15 protein-coding genes are annotated in these 20907 nt (G+C 54.2%); 3 read left to right on the forward strand and 12 right to left on the reverse strand.

From position 1 onward, the window contains the following. Positions 1-329: 329 nt before the first annotated feature. The 4 genes from ACKI3C_RS08115 to ACKI3C_RS08130 form a co-directional block, all read right to left on the reverse strand. Positions 330-1544, reverse strand: coding sequence for a leucine-rich repeat protein (locus ACKI3C_RS08115; RefSeq protein WP_407403863.1), 1215 nt, complete (start codon positions 1542-1544; stop codon positions 330-332). Positions 1545-1790: 246 nt separating this feature from the next. Then, positions 1791-2786, reverse strand: coding sequence for an LD-carboxypeptidase (locus tag ACKI3C_RS08120; RefSeq protein WP_407403865.1), 996 nt, complete (start codon positions 2784-2786; stop codon positions 1791-1793). 51 nt (positions 2787-2837) lie between these two features. Continuing rightward, positions 2838-5003 carry a DPP IV N-terminal domain-containing protein gene (locus tag ACKI3C_RS08125; protein ID WP_407403867.1) on the reverse strand — a complete coding sequence of 722 codons (2166 nt, stop codon included), beginning with the start codon at positions 5001-5003 and terminating at the stop codon, positions 2838-2840. A gap of 29 nt (positions 5004-5032) precedes the next feature. Continuing rightward, positions 5033-7444 carry a transglycosylase domain-containing protein gene (locus ACKI3C_RS08130; RefSeq protein ID WP_407403869.1) on the reverse strand — a complete coding sequence of 804 codons (2412 nt, stop codon included), beginning with the start codon at positions 7442-7444 and terminating at the stop codon, positions 5033-5035. Positions 7445-7603: 159 nt separating this feature from the next. On the opposite strand from ACKI3C_RS08130, the gene ACKI3C_RS08135 reads away from it, so the two are divergent. The 3 genes from ACKI3C_RS08135 to ACKI3C_RS08145 all read left to right on the forward strand — a co-directional run bounded on the left by ACKI3C_RS08135 (position 7604) and on the right by ACKI3C_RS08145 (position 9110). Then, positions 7604-7858 carry a hypothetical protein gene (locus ACKI3C_RS08135; protein ID WP_407403871.1) on the forward strand — a complete coding sequence of 85 codons (255 nt, stop codon included), beginning with the start codon at positions 7604-7606 and terminating at the stop codon, positions 7856-7858. Further along, the gene (locus ACKI3C_RS08140; protein ID WP_407403873.1) at positions 7821-8399 is read left to right on the forward strand and encodes an N-acetylmuramoyl-L-alanine amidase; all 579 of its coding nucleotides are present in this window, start codon (positions 7821-7823) and stop codon (positions 8397-8399) included. The genes ACKI3C_RS08135 and ACKI3C_RS08140 overlap by 38 nt, the downstream gene beginning before the upstream one ends. 276 nt (positions 8400-8675) lie before the next feature. Next, complete coding sequence (locus tag ACKI3C_RS08145) at positions 8676-9110, forward strand: hypothetical protein (RefSeq protein ID WP_407403875.1); 435 nt, start codon at positions 8676-8678, stop codon at positions 9108-9110. Positions 9111-9183: 73 nt separating this feature from the next. On the opposite strand, the gene ACKI3C_RS08150 is transcribed toward ACKI3C_RS08145, so the two are convergent. The 8 genes from ACKI3C_RS08150 to ACKI3C_RS08185 all read right to left on the reverse strand — a co-directional run bounded on the left by ACKI3C_RS08150 (position 9184) and on the right by ACKI3C_RS08185 (position 20882). After that, complete coding sequence (locus tag ACKI3C_RS08150) at positions 9184-9645, reverse strand: hypothetical protein (RefSeq protein ID WP_407403877.1); 462 nt, start codon at positions 9643-9645, stop codon at positions 9184-9186. Positions 9646-9660: 15 nt separating this feature from the next. Then, positions 9661-10764 carry a hypothetical protein gene (locus ACKI3C_RS08155; RefSeq protein WP_407403879.1) on the reverse strand — a complete coding sequence of 368 codons (1104 nt, stop codon included), beginning with the start codon at positions 10762-10764 and terminating at the stop codon, positions 9661-9663. 16 nt (positions 10765-10780) lie between these two features. Beyond that, positions 10781-14182, reverse strand: coding sequence for a hypothetical protein (locus ACKI3C_RS08160; RefSeq protein WP_407403881.1), 3402 nt, complete (start codon positions 14180-14182; stop codon positions 10781-10783). Between the two features lie 102 nt (positions 14183-14284). After that, positions 14285-15799: a hypothetical protein gene (locus ACKI3C_RS08165; protein WP_407403883.1), complete on the reverse strand. Its 1515-nt coding sequence runs from the start codon at positions 15797-15799 to the stop codon at positions 14285-14287. Positions 15800-16030: 231 nt separating this feature from the next. Beyond that, positions 16031-16492: a hypothetical protein gene (locus ACKI3C_RS08170; RefSeq protein WP_407403885.1), complete on the reverse strand. Its 462-nt coding sequence runs from the start codon at positions 16490-16492 to the stop codon at positions 16031-16033. A 224-nt stretch (positions 16493-16716) separates the two neighbouring features. Beyond that, on the reverse strand, positions 16717-18168 hold the full coding sequence (locus tag ACKI3C_RS08175; RefSeq protein ID WP_407403887.1) for a hypothetical protein: 1452 nt from the start codon (positions 18166-18168) through the stop codon (positions 16717-16719). Positions 18169-18486: 318 nt separating this feature from the next. Then, positions 18487-19407: a hypothetical protein gene (locus ACKI3C_RS08180; RefSeq protein ID WP_407403889.1), complete on the reverse strand. Its 921-nt coding sequence runs from the start codon at positions 19405-19407 to the stop codon at positions 18487-18489. 158 nt (positions 19408-19565) lie between these two features. Continuing rightward, positions 19566-20882, reverse strand: a complete 1317-nt coding sequence (locus tag ACKI3C_RS08185) for an MFS transporter (RefSeq protein ID WP_407403891.1) — start codon at positions 20880-20882, stop codon at positions 19566-19568. Positions 20883-20907: the final 25 nt, after the last annotated feature.

The raw sequence follows: 20907 nt of genomic DNA on the forward strand, positions 1-20907 counted from the left end.
CCCTGCCCTGCCTTCGCTTGCGCTCAGTTAGGACAGGGTTATGTGCAGAACTGCGTTCTGCGTGTCGGCTTTCAGCCTCTCATTACAAAATCATGTGTGAGTGAGATCCGCGCGGGGAATCTGCAAAAAATCTATTGTAGTCTAGTTACAACAGATTGCTCTGATTTAACTGAATAAGAAATTATTCTAATTATTTTAATTTCTTTCAGTTATTATTAAATCAGTGTTATCAGTGAGATCCGCGCGGGGAGTTCCAATGCTGAATAGTTACCAGATGACACAGAGTTTTTTCCTGAAAATTTTTATCGTAATCTGATCAAGTATTGCTGTTATTTGTTCAGAATCTTGTTGATGATGATGTTGATATCGGTCACGTCGATGTCGCAGCTGCGATCCACGTCGGCGGCGATGGCGGTTTCGGGGTTGCCCTTGACCAGGACGTGGTTGATTATCTCGCTCATGTCGCTCACATCGATGGTGTTGTTGTCGTCAACGTCGCCGGGAACCTCCTCGACGAGCATGTTCATCATTGACCAGGGCGAGACGTCTTGGTAAGATGAAAGCGAGCCTTTGGGGACATAGAACTTGGTCTTGCCGCCATAGGTAAAGCCGGGGATACAGGTGACGAATGTCTGTCCTCCGGGGCGGTAGGCTTGCTTGATGCGGCTATATACGCGGCGTGCTCCGGTGAGTCCTGAGAAGGCGCCCTCCATTTTTGTCACGATGCTGGGTATGTTCACCGCTTTGAGCACGTTGTCGTGGCTCATGGCTCCGTCGCCGATGGTGGTGAGTCCCTCGGGCAGCAGTATGTAAGGCATGCCGCACTTGCTGAGCGCTTCTTCGCCTAGTGTTTTGAGCCCTTGCGGAAGGCGTATGTTTTTCAGTTTCGGGCAACCATAGATGCCATAGTTGTCAATGGCGGAGAGCGATGCTGGCAGGGTGATGCTTTCAAGGTCTTCGCACACTGCCACTGCACTGTTGCCTATGGTAGTGACACCCTCGGGAATGGTTATCGACGAGATGCCCAGGAATGCTAACGTGTTCTCGCCGATGAATCGCAGCGACTGTGGCAGGGTTATTGCGGTTATCCCGGGATTGCCCGAGATACTTGCTTGTTCCAGCCTCTGCAACGTTGAGGGCAGATTGACCGATGTGAGTCCTGCACAGTTAGTGATGGCGAATGCATTGATTGCGGTGACTCTCTCGGGTATGTCGAGCGACTTGAGGCTGTTGCAACCAGTGAAGGCACGGTCGCCTATCGCTGTGACACCATCGGGGATGACGATGCTATTGAGCTTATCGGCCCCGTGAAACACGCTCGACCCTATGGTGGTGAGCGACTCGGGCAATGTTATTGCAACGATGCCCGAATTGCAGAATGCCTGATTGCCTATCGTGGTGAGGCTTCCTTGCTGAATGGTGACCTGTGTCACGCCCCTCTTGTCGAGGAACGCATAAGGAGCGATATCTGTGATCTGGTAGGTCTCGTTCTGATAATTCACTGTGGCCGGCAGGGTGATGCTGCCGTTCACGTTGCACCCCATGACGGTGCCCTGGTGAGTCTCGTCGTCGAGGTTGTAGTAGATGCCGCCGATATTGGGTGCATGGACCGTTGCCCATATCGCTGCACATGTGCCAGCGGCCAGGACGAGTGATAAAATAGCTTTTTTTATTTCGTGTCGTTTTGTTGTTATTTTCTTGACAGTTATAGTTCTAGATAGCGAGGATTGCCCAAATTCTTGATTGCAAAGGTAATGATTTCAGGCAATACATTGCAAGTTTTTCAACACTTAATCACAGACAAACGAGAGTGTTACACCGTCTTTATCAACTGCAAGGGTAACGGGATGGCCCTCGATCATGGGATAATTCCATGACTCGTCGTGGCTCACGGGGAAGTCGTAGCACACTGGCACGTCGAGGCCCATGTCGGTGAATGTGTCATGTATCATGTCGTTCATGTCCTTGTAGTCCCAGCGAGGCTTATAGTCGGTGAAACGGCCTATGATGACGCCCTTGACGTGCTTCATCACACCCTTGATGTAGAGCTGGTCGAGCATGGCATTGACGCGTTCGAATGACTCGCCCACGTCCTCGAGGAAGAGGATGATGTCCTTACCTTCCAGATTGTCGCGGTCGAGGCAGTCAAAGTCCTTGCTGCCGGCAATCTTGCTGAGCACAGCGAGGTTGCCCCCCATGAGAATGCCGCTTGCGGTGCCCGACTGGTTGTACTTGTGTCCGGGCACGCTATATGTGGGCAGGTGGCCCATGAGTGCATTCTTGAGGTAAAGGTTGATCTGGTCGTCAGTGCCGTTGCACAGGGCTGCTGCCATGCAGGCGTGCAGGCTCATGTTGCCGGCACACAGCTGCGCGCTGTGCAGTGCCGATATGTCGCTGTAACCCACTATCCACTTGGGGTACTTGGCGAGAGTGTCGGGGGTGATGCGCGCCAGCAGCTGTGATGAGCCATAGCCGCCGCGCGACGAGATGATGGCCTTGACCTCGGGGTCGCGCAGATACTTGAGGAACTCCTCGGTGCGTGCGTCGGGGTGTCCGGCATACATGTGGTGGCGGTTGAGCGTCATCTTGCTCACCTCTACCTTGAACCCCCAGTCGCGCAAGGTTTGGGCGGCGCCGTCAACCTTGGCCTTGACGGGAGTGCTGGCTGGCGACATGATCACCACTTTATCACCTTTCTTCAAGAACTCGGGTGCCTGGGGCAAAGTCTGCGCCCCGGCTGTTGCTGTTGTCAGTATCATTGCTATTAATAGTGTTATTGTTTTCATAATTAATGTTTTATTTCGATATTTCGACAATTCGATATTTCGGTTTGATCTTTATTTCAAGAAATCGTCAAAGTAGCGTGTGATGCGCTCGTGCAGGTGCACGCTCTGGTGGCCAGCCATGTTGTGGCCCTGGCCGGGATAGACAAAGAAGTCGGGCTGTGTGCCGGCCGCGATGCAGGCTTTAAGGAACGAGTAGGCATGCTGTGGCACCACGGTGGGGTCATTGAGGCCGATGATGATTTGCAGGCGTCCTTTGAGGTCTTTGGCCCGGGGAATGAGGCTGGTGAGGGCATATCCCTCGGCATTGTTCTGTGGCGTGCCCATGTAGCGCTCGCCGTACATAACCTCATACCACTTCCAGTCGATGACGGGACCGCCGGCAACGCCCACCTTGAACACGTCGGGGTAATTGGTCATCAGGCTGATGGTCATGAATCCACCATAGCTCCACCCATGCACACCCAGCCGTGTGGTATCGACATAGGCTTGCGTCTTGAGGAAATCCACACCTCGCATCTGGTCTTGCATCTCGACTTGTCCCAACTGGTGGAATGTGGCGTTCTCGAAGTCACGGCCGCGATTGGCGCTGCCACGGTTATCGAGAATGAAGAGCACATATCCTCGCTGCGCCATGTAGGTCTCCCAGCTGCGGCTGGCGTGGTGCCAGCGGGCATCGACGTTGTGGGCATGCGGACCGCCATACACATAGACCACAGTGGGGTATTTCTTTGCCGGGTCGAAGTCGGCAGGCTTGACCATGCGGTAATAGAGGTCGGTCTCATCGTCGGCCGCCTTGATGGTACCCACTTCGTAGCGCGGCACGGTGTATCCCTGCCAGGGGTCGGGTGCGGTGAAGTAGCGTGTAGCCTTGCCTGTGAGGGTGTTGACGATGGCAATGTTGCGTGGCACGTCGGGCTCCTGGTAGTAGTCCATGAGCCACTTGCCGCTGGGGCTCATCACTGCGCCATGCCAGCCGTGGCCGCCCTCGTCGATGCGTGAATGCTCGCCGGTGTCGGTGTTCACGCGGTAGATATTCTGCTGCAAGGGGCTTTCCTCGTTGGCGGTGTAGATGACGGAGTGTGTGCTGGAATCAAATCCCACCATGCTCATCACCACCCACTTGCCACTGGTGAGTTGGCGCAACTGGTTGCCGTCGATATCGTGCAGGTAGAGGTGGTTGTAGCCGTCTTTCTCGCTCATCATCACGAATTTCTCGTTGTCCCAGGGGAGGAACATGATGGGGCTCTGCGGCTCTACATACTTGTGGTGGATCTCGCGGTAGAGTTGTGATTGCCACCTGCCTGTGCAAGCGTCGTAGCTATACAGGCAGCAGTCGTTTTGAGCTCGGTTGAGTTCAAACACATATATCAGCTTATCGTCGGGGCTCCAGGAGATATTGGTAAAATAACGGTCGGTGGGGTCGCCCATGGCGAGGTACATCACGGTGTCGGCCGCCAGGTCATAGACGCCCACGGTGACCTTGTGCGACGTCTGCCCGGCCATAGGATAGGTCTCGGGGGCGGGAGTAGCAATCACCTGCGTGGTGTCGGTGGGTTCGGGCACGTTGATGAGGGGATAGTCAGTGACCATGCTCTGGTCCATGCGGTAGAAAGCCACGCGTGTGCCGGCATTGTTCCAGAAGATGCCGCCGTCAATGCCAAACTCGTTGCGGTGCACGCTCTGTCCGTAAACGAGGCTTTCCGAACCGTCGTTGGTGACCTGGCGGCATTTGCCCTGGGCGTCGGTCACCCACAGGTTGTGGTCGCGCACGAAAGCCACCGCGCGGCTGTCTTTGTTCCAATCCACAGCCACGCTCCCCTCGTCACGGGTGCTCTGTCGCCACACGCTCTTGCGGGTCTTGATGTTGACAAGGACGCGTGTCGAGTCGGTCTCGGTGAGAACCAGCGGCTGGTCGGGATATGGGAATGACAAGCGTTTGAGGGTCCACACCTTTTCCTCGCCCGCCCACTTGGCAAGCTGGTCGCGGGTGAAGAGGAGTTTCTCACGTGCCGTCTTCGTGTCGATGGTCCAGCAAGAGTCGGTTTCGAGGCGCACGGGCGTGTCGCCCCACCAGGTGACGCTGCGGTTGGCAGGAGTCATGTTCTTGTAGTTGTTGCCACCGAAGTTGAGGTCTTCGAGCGTGAACTGCTTTTGTGCCGTAGCCGTGAGTGCGCTTCCCAAGACGAGCAAACCGGCGAATATTGATTTGATGTGCATAAGACTAGAAAATTGCGTTGGTTATGTTTTTATATCGAGTCGGGAGATGTGGGTACTTCGGGGTTGAATCCCACATTGAGCGAGTCGATGAGCGTGCTGTCGTTCAGCAAGCTGTCGGCATCGATGTCGGTCGAGCACCCTTCGTAGAGTGCCGGGTTGATATATTCCTTGGGTCTCCCGAATCGTTTGTGATAATTCCTGAACCTGCGGTCGCCGAACACGCTCTGCATGAAAGCGCCGCAAATGGGGAGTGCCGAGCGGCTCCCCTGCCCCATCGCGCCAGTGCGGAAGTGGATTTGCCTGTACTGTCCTCCCACCCATGCGCCGCACACCAGCTTGGGGGTGACGCACACAAACCAAGCGTCGGCGTGACGGTTGCTGGTGCCCGTTTTTCCGCCAAAGTCGGTGTCAGCCATCGCTGGTGTCTTGTACTGGTTGAAGGCACCCGATGTTCCGCCGGCGTCGGTCATGCCTGCCATGAGCATCTGCTGCATGAAGAATGCCGTGCGGTAGGTTATCGCCTGCTCGGTGTCGGCAGGCGCACGGAACACCTCGTTGCCGTCCCTGTCGATGATGCGGGTGACGAGCACGGGGTCATGGTGCTTGCCGTCGTTGGCCACAGTGCAGAACGAGTTAACCAGTTCAAGCAAGTTGACATCGCTGGCACCCAGAGCCATGGCAGGAGTCTCTTCAAGTTCGCTTTTCACACCCATGTCGCGCGCGGTCTGTGCCACGATGGGGATGCCCACGTCGAGCGCCACGCGCACGGCTATGCTGTTGAGGCTCTGGGCAAATGCAGTGCGCAGCGTCACGTCGGCACCGCTGAACTGCCCGTTGGCGTTGGTGGGACGCCAGTGCTCCATCTCGTTAGTTTTCTTATTGAGAACCACAGTGTCAAACATCTCGTCGCGGCGGTGTATGCACGGAGCCATGCCGTGTTCCATTGCCGCCGAGTAAACAAACAACTTAAACGTGGAACCGGGCTGGTGCATGGCGTGCACATTGTCATATTTCCACGTGTCGTAGTCCACATCGCCCACCCATGCCTTCACGTGGCCAGTGTGGGGTTCCATGGCGATGAATCCGGTGTGCATGAAGTGCAGCATGTAACGCACCGAGTCGATAGAACTCATTTCCATGTACAAGCTGTCGTTCTCATAGTCAAAGAGATGCACGCGGTGAGGCTTGTTCATGTAGTAGTTCACCGAGTCGAGGTCGTTAGGGTATCGCGCCAGGAGATTGCGGTAGGCGTCGGTGTGCTGGGCTTTTTCCTCGACAAAGTTGGCTATCACCTTGCCCTCGTCGTCGATCCAGCAGTCATTATCGCCCCAGTGCTCCTTGAAGTTGCGTTGCACGATGCGCATCTTCTCGCTCACGGCATGCTCGGCATGGCGCTGCATGCGAGTGTCGAGGGTGGTGTAGATTTTTAGTCCGTCGGTGTTGAGGTCATGCCCCGTCTTCTGGCACCAATCCTGCAGTTGCCGCGCCACCTCCTGCTTGAAGTAAAGCGCTTGGCCATCATAGGCATTGCCCGCGTTGAAATGCAGCTCGATGGGCAGAGCCTTGAGCGAGTCGCACTGTTGCTGCGTGATGTGGCCGTGCCCCAGCATCTCGCCCAGCACCACGTTGCGACGCTTGAGGCTGTTCTGCGGGTTGAGGATGGGGTTATAGGTGCTTGTGGCCTTGAGCAGCCCCACAAGCACTGCACTCTCCTGCACTTTAAGGCTGTCGGGGGTGGTGTCGAAGTAGGTCCTGGCTGCTGTCTTGATGCCGAAGGAGTTGCTGCCGAAGTCCACCGTGTTAGCATACATCTCGAGAATCTCTTCCTTGTTGTAGAACATCTCGAGCTTGGTTGCGATGATCCACTCCTTGGTCTTGGTAATCACCATTTTCACGCCGGGGATATACCCTAGCAGTCCGGTGGTGTACTCCTTGTTGGTGCGCATGCGGAACATGTTCTTCACCAGCTGCTGCGTGATGGTCGATGCACCACGAGCACGCCCGTGCACAAGCAGGTCCTTGGTAGCAGCCAACATTCCGCCGAAGTCGATGCCATGATGGCTGTAGAAACGCTCGTCCTCGGTGTCGATGAGCACGGTGAAAAACTCGGGGTTGATTTCGTTGAACTTAACGGGAGTGCGGTTCTCGTCGTAGAACTTGCCTATCTCGACACCGTCGGCGCTGTATATGAAACTAGCCTCGAGCGAGGGAGGGTTCATGATGCTGCTGGTTGACGGAGACTTGCCAAACAGCCACAGGAAATTGATATCGACAGCGATGAGATACAGGATGAAGCACACCACAAGCGTGGCCATGGCCACAAGGCACCGCATGTACCACGGACGCCCCTTGTAGAGACCCTTGTACCATATCTTGAATGCACGCCAGCCCTTGCGCATGACATGCAGCATGATTTTAAGGAATTTAAAAACAGTGCGCATTTCAGTCCATTCTTTATTGTTACGCAAAGTTACGGTTTTTTGACGTAAACACAAGCGCAAACGCCAACAAAGTTGCACATTCTTGCCTGCGAATTGCTCGGTTGATGGGGGCGAGTGGCGGGATGAAGGTGTAATTTTGCGGAAAAAAGCATTGCAACTATGAAAAGTACAAAAGAAAAAATCGCTACATGGAGCGGCGTGGGCATGCTCATATTCGGCGTGGGCATCACCACGGCGGGCTTTATCGTCCCCCCGCTGGGCGTGGTTCACGACAGCGTGCTGTGGGTGCTGGGACAAGTGCTCATCTACAGCGGCAGCATCTCGGGAATCGCCATTTATTCAAGACACAAACTTAACGAAATTGAAAAACACATCTATGAGAACTGTAATCTTGGGAACCGCCCACGGAGCTAACGTGGCAGGCAAGCACTCGCCCGACGGGCGATTGAGAGAGTATCAATACAGCCGCGCGATGTGCCGCATGGTGCGCGATGCACTGCTGGCCCGCGGCGTGAAGTGCATCATCGACATTGAGGCCGACCTGGAGCCATCGCTCACGGCGCGGGTGTCGCTGGTCAACCGTCTGGCAAGGCAGCATGGCGACTGCATCTATGTGAGCCTGCACAACAATGCGGCAGGCAACGACGGCCGTTGGCACGATGCAAGGGGATTTGCCGCCTTTGTAGCCCCCAATGCGTCGCGCGAGAGCCAACGCCTTGCCACGTTGCTTCACAAGCATGCCTTGAAACAGGGCCTCGGCGGCAACCGTTGCTATCCGTCCACGGGTTACTACGTGAAGTCGCTAGCCGTGTGCCGCGACACCGTGTGCCCGGCTGTGCTCACCGAGAACCTGTTTCAGGACAACCGCGACGACATCAACTATCTCCTTTCAGAGCCCGGCATGCAGGCGATCATCGACCTCCATGTGAACGCAATCACTGAATTCATGAAGTAACTATACACCAATGGAACACCCCCGCGGGGATAATACCTAAAACACCTTTGCTGAATATAGTCACGGCGGGGTCTATTAATTCTGAGAAAAGTTTATTAATTAATTATTTTTATTGCTGTCTGGTTAAAGTTGCGAGAGTTGTACTAACTTCTCCTAACACTCTGTCCTCAAATTCCATTTTGCTTGCAGAGCAAGCTATTTTCTAAGCGAAGCATAAAATCACAATAAAAATATTTTCTTTTTTTACCGGACAACAACAAATTATTTTCCTTGCTTATGAGACGATTGATATTGATGATACCGCTTGTGCTGATTGCGTCGTGCCGCAGCACCAGGGTGGCAGAGGAACGCATGGCGCTGCATGATACCGTGACTGTGGAACAGACCTGCACTGCCGTGGTGCACGACACCGTGAATGTGGCGCTGTGGCAGGATGCCGTGGCACATCAGGTGGCTCTCGACACAGCCGGGCATGTGCGCACTGTGACACGCGTGGTGTATCGCTCGCGCACCGATGCCACCCGTGGCTACACATCGCAACACACCGACTCCACGGCATCGGCGAGGACAACCCATGCCGAATCCCGCAGTTCCACGCGCGAGATACCCTCGGGCGAGAAGCCGGTGCCTATATATTACTATGTGTTGTCATTTTTCGTGCTGACGGGTGCAGCGTTTGTTGCAGGCCGTGTGTCAAAGGGACGAAAATAGCCTTATTAAGTCAAAGCGCTCTACCCGAGGTTACTCGGGCGGAACGCTTTGTGTCTTTTCAAGAGTACCTCTGTCAAAGCGAGGCGAAGAATCCTAGCAAGATGTAGATAACCAAGAAAATGATTACAGCCACGACACTACGCCACAGGCATCCCAGTGCGCTGTGGGGCTCGGCAAACTTGGTTTTGCCTTTCTGTTTCTTTTTGGCCCTGGGTTGTGCAGGAGAAGTTGTGGCAGGTTTGCTTGTGCGTCGGGGCGGAGTGGGCCTGCTTGCGGGCTGGGTGCGGGGGGTAGCCCCCTTGGCACGATGCGGCGGTGGAGTTGTGTTCATATCGGTGTGGGGTGGACGTGGACGGGCGGCGGGAATGGGCGGGATATCGGTGACCGGGGCTTTCTCAGGAGTCGGCACGGGGGGTATGCGCAGTGCTTGGTCGGTGTGGTTGCACTGCGGGCACACCACCATGCCTCCTGTGAGTGTGAGGTGCTCGGTCGAATATTCCACGGTCTTGCCGCAGTTGGGGCATGTCCAAATCATAATTGATGGTTTTACTTACTCGTAGTGGATGATGGCTTTGACAATGACGTGCCACTTTCCGTTTTCAAAGTGAGCCTCTCCCTCGCGGTCGGTGACGATGCGGGTCTTGCCTGCCGACATCTGTATGGCGTTGCCAGAGCAAGCACGGGTGAGGTTCTCGGAGGGCATCATGAGCGCAAAGCGGTGCACGTCGCTGTTCTCTATCACGCAGAACTCACCGCGCACGCCGTCGTGGGTGGTGAGCACGTAGATTGAGTTGCCCAGCTCGAAGCTCTCGGTAGCACGCATGAAGCACTCGTTGTCGTCGGGTTTAGACAGGTAGAGCGTTTTAGCCGGTCCGCGGCGCACTGGCTTGGGTTCTGGTTTTGGTTCTTTGTGCTCGCGCGCTGGCTTGGTGTCGCGGCGCTCGGTTGTGAAGTCGTGCATCGTGTTCCTGCGCTGTTCTGCAACTTTGCTTGAAAGGGTGTTGATGTGTTGCGACATCTCCTCGGCAAGTTGCTTCATGTTGTTGTTCACCGCCTCGATGTCCTCGATGTAGTTGTCGCGCAGTCGTCGAGCCGTGGATTGAGCTTTCCAAGCAATGTAGAGTGCGGCAAGTGCGATAATAGCCAGCACCAGGTCAATAATCAGGTGCCATGCCTGTGAGTCGACTGACGGTTGCTGCTCTTCCTGGGCAAGGTCGGGCATATCGACGGTGGCAAGCGTGTCCACCGGGGCGGGTTCAGGCTGTGCTTGCGGTTGAGGCTCGGCGGTGGACTCCATGTAGCGTTTGAGTTCGGCCTCGACGTTGGCTGCCAGCCCTCCGGCCAGTTTCTTCACGTCGGCCACAGTGCCTTTCTCGTTCTCGCGTTTCTTGTACTGGGCATAGTTGTCGTCCCAGTTGCGCTTGCCCTTGTACACGTTGTTGAGGTCATCGAGCGAGTACCCCCCGGGATTGCGGCTCTCGAAGTCGGCGGTAGCCTGTCCGTAGCCGTCGTTGAGTGCGTTGAGCTGTGCCACGATGGCCAGCGCATGGTTCCACTGCTGTGTGTTGAGCGACGTGGAGTCGCCGAATGCCTGTGCCATGGCGCTCACTGCCAGCAGCATCGCTGCGATTATCGCGAATGTTCTCTTCTTCATTGTTGCTGAATGATGATTAAGCGTTATACCTTAAATTCTTGAGCAGATTATGCCTGATAACTCCCACGATGGGATAGAAGAACGGCACGTCCTCGATCACGTCGCCATCTTCATAGCGTGTGGCCAGGAAGGCGTTGATGCCGGCAGCAAGATAGTTGCCCAGGTCGTCGTTCACCACCTCGCAGAAGGTCTTGAACACGCTCTTGTCGATGCCGAACTCGTCGCGCAGGTCGGGGTCGCACACCTCGATGAAGAACTGATTGAACTCCCTCACGCGCTGCACGAGACACTCGCGTGTGTCCATATCCTTGACCTTGGCCAGAGTGAGTTCCTCAATGGGGAGCATCGAGTAGTTGAATTTGAGCGCATTGACCTCACGCGCGCTGTAAGACACCGAGTCGCGGTCGCACATCATCTTCACGCCGCCGCGGCAGGTGATCTGCTTGGGGCACTCGGTCTCAATCTTGATGCTGAAACGCTCGCCGAAGCGCTGGCCATAGACTTTCTCAATGATGAGCTGCGTGAGTTCGGTCACCATTGATGTGCTGCCCACGATGTTGAGTATCTTGGATCCTGTGCCGCTGAAGTACAGCTGCTTGGGCATGCGCAGGTTGCGGTCCTTCATCATGGTGGCGATGTAGTAGATTATCGCAGAGTAGAAATACATGAAGATGACCTTGCGCTGTCCGTCGCTTCGCAGCAGGGCGTTGTAGCTGTAAAGGTTGCGGTCTATCTCACGCAGCCCGCGCAGTTCCTCCACGTTCTCGATAGAGAACAGGAACGCGTTAATGTCCTCGCTGCGCTGCTGGGCAGTGATCTTGTCGAGGATGCTGGTGAGGTAACTGATGTTGCAGCTGCGGTCGCTGGCGATGAGCTGCTTGAAATAGCGGGTGTAGTGCTCCAGCAACGGGTTGCGCGCGGCATCTTGCTGCACGAATGCGTCGCCAAAGATGGCATTGCCGGCAAAGCGGAACGATGAGATGACCACAGGCTGGCTGCCCATGCCATCGGGCGTGGGCTGGTAGATGACCACGTCGCTAGTGCCGCCGCCTATGTCGATCGACACATAACTTGCACCGTCCACGTCGGGGCCTTTGTAATAGGCTGCCGGCGCAAGGCTCTCGGTGCAGTTGTGCAGATGGTCGAGGTTGTCGCTGATGTAGGTGCGGAAAAGGTCTTCCCATGTCTCGCGCAGCTGACGACGGTCGCTGCCGCTCATGCTCACGGGGTAGAAATATACTATCTCCACGCGGCGCAAGTCGCTGTTCTCGAGCAGAGCCTTGGCCTTGATGAGAAGCACAATCTCACGCAGGAACTCCTTGGCCTGGCGGTTGTCGTCGCTCCACTTGAGATTGGTGGCAACATTATATCCGTCGAAGAACTTGCGCTCGTAGAGGAACGGTATGTTCACATCGTGGAACAACTGGCATCCGCCGTCGCTGTCGGCATTGCGTGCCAGCGATGTGCGCAACGGGAAACCATACACGTTGTCGATGTCGCGAGGCAAGAACTCGATGCGCTGCACTTGCTCGGCGATGTCGAGGCTTCCTTGCTTCATGAGAGAGGCGATGAGAGCCTGCGAGCTGCTGTATCCCATGGTGAGCGGCTGCGACGCCTGTCCCTTGACGGCCCACTCCACGTGGCTGTTGGTGGTGCCAAAGTCCACGGCAAACACCAGTTCGGTCATCGAGGGAACATAGGTCTTCCACTGCGGCACGATAATGCCCACGTGGGTGCCCAGGTCGCTATGGATGGTCACCTCGGCATAGTCCCACGAGCCGTTCACGTCGTAATAAACGGTGGAGAACGGTCCGGTGACGGTGCGGGGCTTCTCGCTCACGCTGACCGAGCCGGCGGCTGTGGCATCTTGCTTGAACTGCATCGACGCGGTGGCATCGGTGAGCATGGAGAACAGCTGCACGGTGTAGTCGTCGCGGGTCGATGTGCGCACAAAGGGGAATATTGATGTCGAGAGAGTGGCATTGACCATGCGTCCGGTGCCGCGCATCTCGTCAAACTGCCAAGCATGGTCGCTGCTGGGGAAATATACGCGGGTGAGCTCGATGCAGCGCTTCTTCACGGGTATGCGCAGGGTCACAGTGACGCTGCCGTCGCCGTTTTCCACGATGTCGAGCGCATTGCGGCCGTTGATGCGCGATGTCAGGTCGCGAGTAGTGAAATACTTGAAATATTCAGCCTTGACGGGCAGCAGGTATCCATTGCGGGCGCTCATGTCGCGCGGCTGCAAGTTGCCGTCGAGGAAATGGTCGTTGTCAATCACGCCGTTGAGTTTCACCAGCGTGTCGCTGAGCATATCCACTGTGGTGAGATAGGGGTACTCGATGCTCGTTGCTGGCAGTTTGCGCTGCGACACAGGCACTCCGCCGGTGATCACCAGCGTGTTGCTGTCCCAGTCCTTGTCGATGTAGCGGTAGTGCTCCACGCTGCCGTTGAAACCAGTGCGCAGCACCAGAGGCATGACGGTGCCCTCGGGCTGGGGAACAGTGGGTTCAATCACAAAGTCGCTCTGTGCTGCCTGGGTGCGGATGTCGCGCACTCGCTTGTGGTAGAGGTAGGCCCCCAGCACGTTGACTTGCACGTTGCCGCCGAAGCGGTCGAAGTCGAGGTTGAGGCGATCCATCACCATGGCGGCGTTGTCGTGGCTCAATGCGCTCAGGTTGGGGATTACCTGCACGATGCGGTCATATACAGCCGGGCGTCGCTCACGCAGGATGGCGGCGTTGTGCATCATGTAACGATACACCTGGCCTGCCTTCTCGCGCAGCGAGGGATAGGCGTTGAACAGCAGGAACATGTAGTAAACGAAGTCCTCGTCGCGCTCCCATAGGTGACGCACACTTGAAAAGAGCGACACGCCCTGCTCCACCTTGATGAGGTTGTTGGTCATAGCGCCGGGGGCAGCCATCACCACACTTGCGGGCGATGTGCCGCCTATCACCTTGTTGTCCCACAGCAGGAAGTACCACTCGTCGAGGTCGTCAAAGTTATATACCTTGTCGGCTTTGAGAAAAAGTTCCAGCGTCTCGCCATAGAGGCGGTGCTGCGAGTGGGCAGTGAGTCGTGCCAACTCGTCCTTGCGGTTCCAGGTGATGATGCGCAGGTAGTCCTTGTGGTTCTCGTAGTCGAAGAGCAGCTGTGCCACGTCGAGGGCGTTGCTCACCAGGCGTTCGTTCATCGCCGCACCGTGCAACTGCGGGTTGGCAAGGTTGTTGAACGCATTCTTCACAAGGTCAATCTGGGCAAACGGGCTGGGGATGGCAGTGCGAGGGTTGCTCGACAAGCCGCCGTCGGGGTCCTTGATCTGCGCGATATCGTCGTCGCTGTAAGGCTCCACAGGAATCCAGTCACCGTTAACATTTTTAGATGTCTTGCTGCTATATGATAGTATCTTGCTCATAGTTATCGTTTTTCTTGTTTTTTTAGCCAGGATATCAATTACCCTCTTAACATCTTAAAGTCTTAAAGTCCAAAATCTTAAAACTCTTAAACCTTTAAACTCTTAATTGATATTCTCAAATCGCTCGTCGATGATTTTGCTGGCTGCGCGGTTGAAGAGGTCGAGCAGTTTCAGTTCCACCTCGTCGGGGCTATAATTGCTCTTCTGGCTCAAAGCGTTCATCTCGCTCTTGAACACGTTGTTGTCCACCGACTTGCGTCCCAGGAACCCCTTCGACGTGTTCACGTCATGGATCGACTTGCCCATGTTCCATTCGCCCATGTTGAAGATTTCCACGCTGCGCATGTTGTTATACATCTCGTTGATCCAGTCCTTATAAGCCTTCATGATGTCGTCGGTGAGGGTGCGATAGAACTGCGACGCCATGAAGTCACGCTTGATGGCGGGGCTGTCGTTGGTAAACCCCTGCCCTATCATGTCGGCAAAACCGGTGTTGAGGTATATGAACAGCAGGTGGAACTTGACCAGGTGCTTGTAGATGAGCGCGCGTGTCTCGCTGCCCATTGCCTTGAAGTCAACGTTGAGCACGTCGCGGTCGAGCGCATACTCATAGGCCGACGATGGCATGGGGTATCCGTTCTCGTCGCAGAGCTGCGACAGCGGCAGTCCGGCAAACTTGAATGGCGCCATGGCTCCGATGAGCTCGACCATGTGCGCGCGGTTGCGCTGTCCGTGCTCGCCGGGGTCGTAGGTATAGGGCACGCTCACCACCTGGTCGCCCAGGTAGAATATCGTGTTGAGGTTGCTGTCGTTGGCGCCGGTGAGTGTCTCCTTGTAGTAGTAAAGGGCACTCTGTGTCTTGACGATGAAGTCGGCCTTGTCGATGCGGTGGTCTTCGCCCAGTTCAAGGTTGAAGTAAGGGAGCACGGTGAGTCCGCCTATCGGGGCCTTGCGCAGCACCTCGCGGTTGCTGATGTCGAGGTTAGCCGCCTGGCGTATGTTCTTCACCATGATAGGGAATCCTGCCGCGCCAGTGCCGCCAAAGATGCTGCTGATGAAGAAAATGCGGTCGCCCTGGTTGAACACGTTGGCAAAGGCCTTGAACTCGTTAGAGTCCTTGATTTCGTTCAGCGCCACGCTGCCTATGTTGGGCGAGCCCACGAAGCCTATGTTCATCTTATTTTCTAATTGCTCGTCGCTGAACAGCAGCGATGCCAGCGCCTGGTTGGCCTCGTTCATCGTGTCATAGCCTATGAAGTCGCGGAACTTGTTCTGCTCCACGGCGCTCAGGTTGAAGATGAACGTGTCGTTGATCTGTATGCTAGAGTCGCGCATGATTTCGCGCAATGTGACGATGCGGTTGGCAAAGAATCCGTCCACATCGGTGCGGTTGCCATAGAGGCGGTTGCGTATCATGCGGTAGCTGTTGAGCAAAGCCTCGGTGCGTTTGAGGTCCTCATTGGCTTTGTGCGGGTCGATGATGATGGGCACCAGCTCTAGATTAGGCACTGGCACACCGTTCTCGTCCACCGGGCGCACACCCGCTGCACTGAGCATAAGCATTGATTTGAGCACTCGCGAACCGGTGCCTCCTATTGCAAATATAAATAATCGCATAGTTAATTCTTCTTGACTGAAAGAAATTAAAATAAATTTTTATCCCCGAGTTCCCCGAGAGGATGATGAGTATTATCTCTAAACTGAAAGAAATTAAAATAATTAAAATAAATTATTTCCCCGGGTTCCCCGAGAGGATGATGAGTATTATTTCTAAACTGAAAGAAATTAAAATAATTAAAATAAATTCTTATCCCCGAGTTCCCCGGGTTCCCCGAGAGGAAGGAAGGATTACTGCGGGAATGGAGTGTGGCGGCAGTTGCTGCTCCACCAGCGCATTGAGAATGACGCTGCCACAAAGAGCACTGCCACGAGAAGCATCAGGCGCAGCACAAACTGGATGGTGGCGCCCACAAGGTCGAGGCCCTGGCTGCTGAGCACGCCCTCAATCACAAAGTAGTTCACGATGGGGGTGAGCAGTGTGACCACTGCCAGCACGCTAGCCCAGTGGAACCAGCGGTCGAAGTTCACCGAGTTTATCACGAAGTAATAGACAGCAGCGCCGCCCCATGCCATGATCGCCACGATGGCTGCAACAAGCGGATAAAGGCTGTTGTTGAATACAGCGTCGCCAAACTCCTGATTGTAGTACATCAAGTCGAAGATGTTCACCTCGGGGTTGTCAATACAAGCCAAGATGAAAAACACCACAGTGAGGACAATGCCAATTCCCAAAAATACCAAATGTTTCATCACATATCAAGTTTTATTTGTCAAATTCTAGAGTTTTATTTAGAACTACGGATTATCTGATTGACTGAAAGAAATTAAAATAATTAAAATAATTTTTCCCCGAGTTCCCCGAGTTCCCCGAGAGGATGGTGGGGACTATCTATAACTTCTTGACTGAAAGAAATTAAATTAATTTATTTTTTATGTTCTTTTGTCCTTATGTCTAAAAAATATCTGCGAGAGATTTACTTTTTGAGGCTGATCTCGATGGTGAAGTAGTTGCCTCCGGTGCCCATTGCCTGGCCTATGCCCTTGAGGAAGTGGCTCAGGCCCAGGGTGGTGGTGCTGAATCCTGGTTGCGACGGATTGGTGTCGTCGCTGCTCGTGCTAGCATCTATCCACTGCGGGAACTCGTTGCGCAGCGACAGCTTCACTGTGTCGTGCGGTCCCTTGAAGTCGCCTGTGAGGGTGATGATGTGAGTCTTGCCCTCGAGCGACGCCTTGTTGTTGGGCGTGATCATGCTTTGTTCCACAGGCTTCACCTCCACCTTGAAGCCACTCATCGACTCCACGGTGTAGTTGGCAGCGTTGCACAGCACGTCATTGCTCTGGTTGAGGGTGCTCAAATTGGCAGCGATGGCTAGGCGCAGCACCCCGGTGGTCTTGTCGGCTTCCACGCTGGTGAGTTCGCCGGCATTGCGGCGGCTCACGCGGAAACGGCCTGCCGAGTCGCCCCAGCCCGAGAGAACGCACCAGTCAACCTTGCTCTCGCCCTGGTTGAAGCGGTAGCTGTTGCGCGAGCCCTGCACATTGAGGAACTGCGCATAGTCCTTGCTCGCTTGCATCATGTTCATCACATGCGTGTCGGCAATGATGAGCACATAGAACGGGCGAGTGCCGTTGTAGGCAAACGCATTGTTGTTATAGGGGTAATACTTGCCGTTGTAGTCGCCTGTGAGCTGGTGCACCACGATGCTCTTGCCCTTGTAGCGCTTGAACACGCTGGTGGCAAGGCTGTTCTCCTCATTGAAAATCTTGTCGATGCTCACGTCCTTGGTGTCGGCAGGTGAGTAAATGAGGTCGGTCACCACCACGCTCACGTTGCCCGGAGTCTGTGCCTCGAGCACGCTGGTGAAGATTTTCTGGAAGTCGGTAAACGCGGCGTTGCCCACGCCCTCGGTCGAGGCATAGATGTTGCGGTCCTTCAAGAAGCCGTCCACCGTGCCGCCGTAGGGGTAGATGCCGTCGTTCACGATGTTGATGTTCACCTTGTCGCTGCTGGGGAAGTAGTTTATCAGGTCGTTGACCGTCTTTTTGAGCTGCCCGCGGCCGCCCGGGGTGTCATAGGGCACCATGCTGCCGCTGCGCTCAAAGTAGATGGTGAGCGAGAGGCTCTTGGCACCGTAGGCGAGGACGTTCCAGTGCATGGGCGGACGCAGACGCGACCCCACCTGCTCGGTGAGTTCGTTGAGCGCCGCATAGTTTATCTCGCCCTCGGGGGTGAGATACTCGCTATACTGCTTGGGGTTGGCAAGGATAATCGAGCATATCGAGTCAAAGCGTGCCTGGGTGGTGTCACGGTCGATAAACGCCTGCTTCACCGCCTTCTCCACCTGGTTACCCGAGCAACTAGCCATGCCCGCCATAACCAGCACCATAACGATAGCCACTAGGGGCAGAACAAAATATTTCTTCATTTCAAAACAAGTTTTGTCAATTAGACTACAAAATTACACTAAAAGTTGCATTACCCTCTATACACATAGTTAAAAAAAGACAACGCACTGACTTTTTCCCATATATAAAGCAAAAAATGTGCCACCTTGAAGCCCTGCCACGAGCACGCCCCCGCCCCCACAGCAAGGAGCACAAAGAAAAAAACCACGGGCATCCTGCATGTCGGCGATTGTGATTACCTGATGGCATCCACATTACAACCAAAAAACACAGAGGTGCGTTGTCTTATTGGTGACGCACCTCCGTGTTTTTTGGTTATCTGCAAGCAAGACGATCGTCTATTTGCCCATGGCTGCGATAGTCTCAACTAGTGTTATGTCAACATTCAGCGACTGAGCAATCATGCTCGGGGCAACACCATTGTGCAGCAACAGATTTATTGCCGTTTCAATTTGCGCTTGTTGCTCAGCAATTTGTGCCTTCTGTTCGGCAAGCTGTTTGTCTCTCATCAAAATTTCGGTGTCGCGATTTTCTATAGCGCTGAAATACTCATCCTCAACATTCATGTCATGACGCAGTTGGCGGTCGCTTGCGGCTTCTTTGAGACGTCGCAAAATATAGAGCATATCATCATTGCCAGCATACGCCTCTTCGTCAATAGTAATCGTCTGGTGGTTGCGATCTTTGCGCGTTTGATCAAACACGTTGAGGACTTGTTCTAAACGATTATTTACGCGACCGTGAAGACGTGGAATCTGCACGATAATGCTTTCGTGTGTTAAACTATCAATAAATGGGTTAGGGAGCCCCACTGTCACTTCTTTGTCATCATAGTCAACAGCTTTGCGCTTAACGTAGAGAATAGGTTCTTCAATGTCTCCAACCTTGTGCCCTAGCAGGTACACGGTAATCATGGGGATAGCATGTCCTTGCTTATCTCCACTGATTATATTCTCGGGGTTAGCATAATGGGTAGCGAGATACTGACGAAAACGCAGAGTCTCTGTTTCAAGCCAAGTCTTTTGCAACTCAATGAGAATCAAGTGCGTGTGACCGTCATCTTCTTTGACATACGCGCCAAAGTCAATCCTAAAGATAGATAGGTCATTGCGTGAGCTGTTAGTGTACTCATTGCGACGTTGCTCCACCGACACTACTTCCTTCTTGAGCAGTGCCGAGAGAATGGTGCGAGCTATACGTTCGTCTTCCATGAGGTACTTGAAGACGATGTCATAGATGGGATTGGCTACTTGTATCATCGTGTAATGTAATTTCTTAGTGCAAAACTACAAAAAAAATCATGACGTACAAAATAAATGGAAAAAAATTACACCAAATTTAATCCCCTTACAGAAAAAAACCACGGGCATCCTGCATGTCGCGGGATGCCCGTAGCCGATTATTGTAAAGCAACGATTTAGTGTCTTTTAGTTGAGATAAATGGAACACACAGTGCGCCGATGATGATCATCGCACCGGCAAAGAGAAGCATGTTGCCCTGCACGCTTTTGAAGAGCGAAAGCAATGAACCGCCCACGAGGCCAATAACGATCTGCGGAATGCAGATTGTGCAGTTGAACAGGCCAAGATATGTTCCCATAGACTTGCTGCCCTCAAGCGCGTTGGTGACGAGGGTGAAGGGCATCGCAAGCATTGCAGCCCATGCAAAGCCGATGAGGAAGAAGGGCACGAAGAGCAGCCACTTGTCGGTAACGAAGGGTACGCACAGGAAGCCTATGCCACCTAGCAAGAGGCTCAACGCATAAGCCACCTTGATGTTCTTGAAGCGGGGCAGAACGGTTGCCCAGAGCACGCTGCCCACGGCCTGTACGGCGAAAAGGATACCTACCCAGTCGCCAGCGCTCTGATAAGCCTCAGAGCTGGCAACGTCGGTGTTCCAAACCGATAGTGCCACAGTGCCGTTGGTGTAGGCCCACATGCACTGGAACGCTGCCCAGCAGAAGAATTGCACGATACCCACGCGAACAAACACGTTGAGCGCATGAGACTTTTGCTCCTTGCCAAACTCGGCTGTTGCACCGTCATTGTCGGCTGCAACAGCAGCTTGCTGGAACTCTGCCATCTGTTTCGGGTCATACTCCTTGACGGTCATCGTAGTGTAGATGACGCACAAAATAAGGAAGGCTGCGCCGATGTAGAACGCCCACTTCACAGTGTCGGGGATAACACCCTCGGGGGCAACTTTTTCAAGTCCTATTTTAGCAAGAAGGAAAGGCAGCACAAATCCCACGAGCGAACCTGCGTTGCACAGGAACGACTGGATTGAATAAGCCTTGGCTTTTTGTTTCTCGTTGACCATGTCGCCCACCATCATCTTGAAGGGCTGCATTGCCATGTTGATGCTGGTGTCGAGGAACATGAGCGAGACGCAGCCAAATATCATTGCGGCTGACAGGCCCAAGCCAAATGAGCCTGCATTGGGGAGCATGCACATCACGAGCACTGCCATAGCAGCACCCAGGAACAAGTAGGGAATGCGACGGCCAAAACGGGTCCATGTCTTGTCGCTAAACTTGCCTATGAGCGGCTGAACGATCATACCCATGAGCGGGGGCAGGATCCAGAAATAACTCAAGTTGTGGGGGTCGGCGCCCAGCGTGGAAAAGATGCGCGAAATGTTAGCACTCTGCAATGAGAATGCAATCTGCACGCCGAAGAAGCCGAAACTAATGTTGAAGAGTTTGCTGAAACTCAAATCCGGTTTGGTTCTCATAATCGTTTTTTCAGTTTTAAAGTTT

The sequence above is a fragment of the Sodaliphilus sp. genome (assembly GCF_045598405.1).
GTDB lineage: Bacteria > Bacteroidota > Bacteroidia > Bacteroidales > Muribaculaceae > Sodaliphilus > Sodaliphilus limicaballi.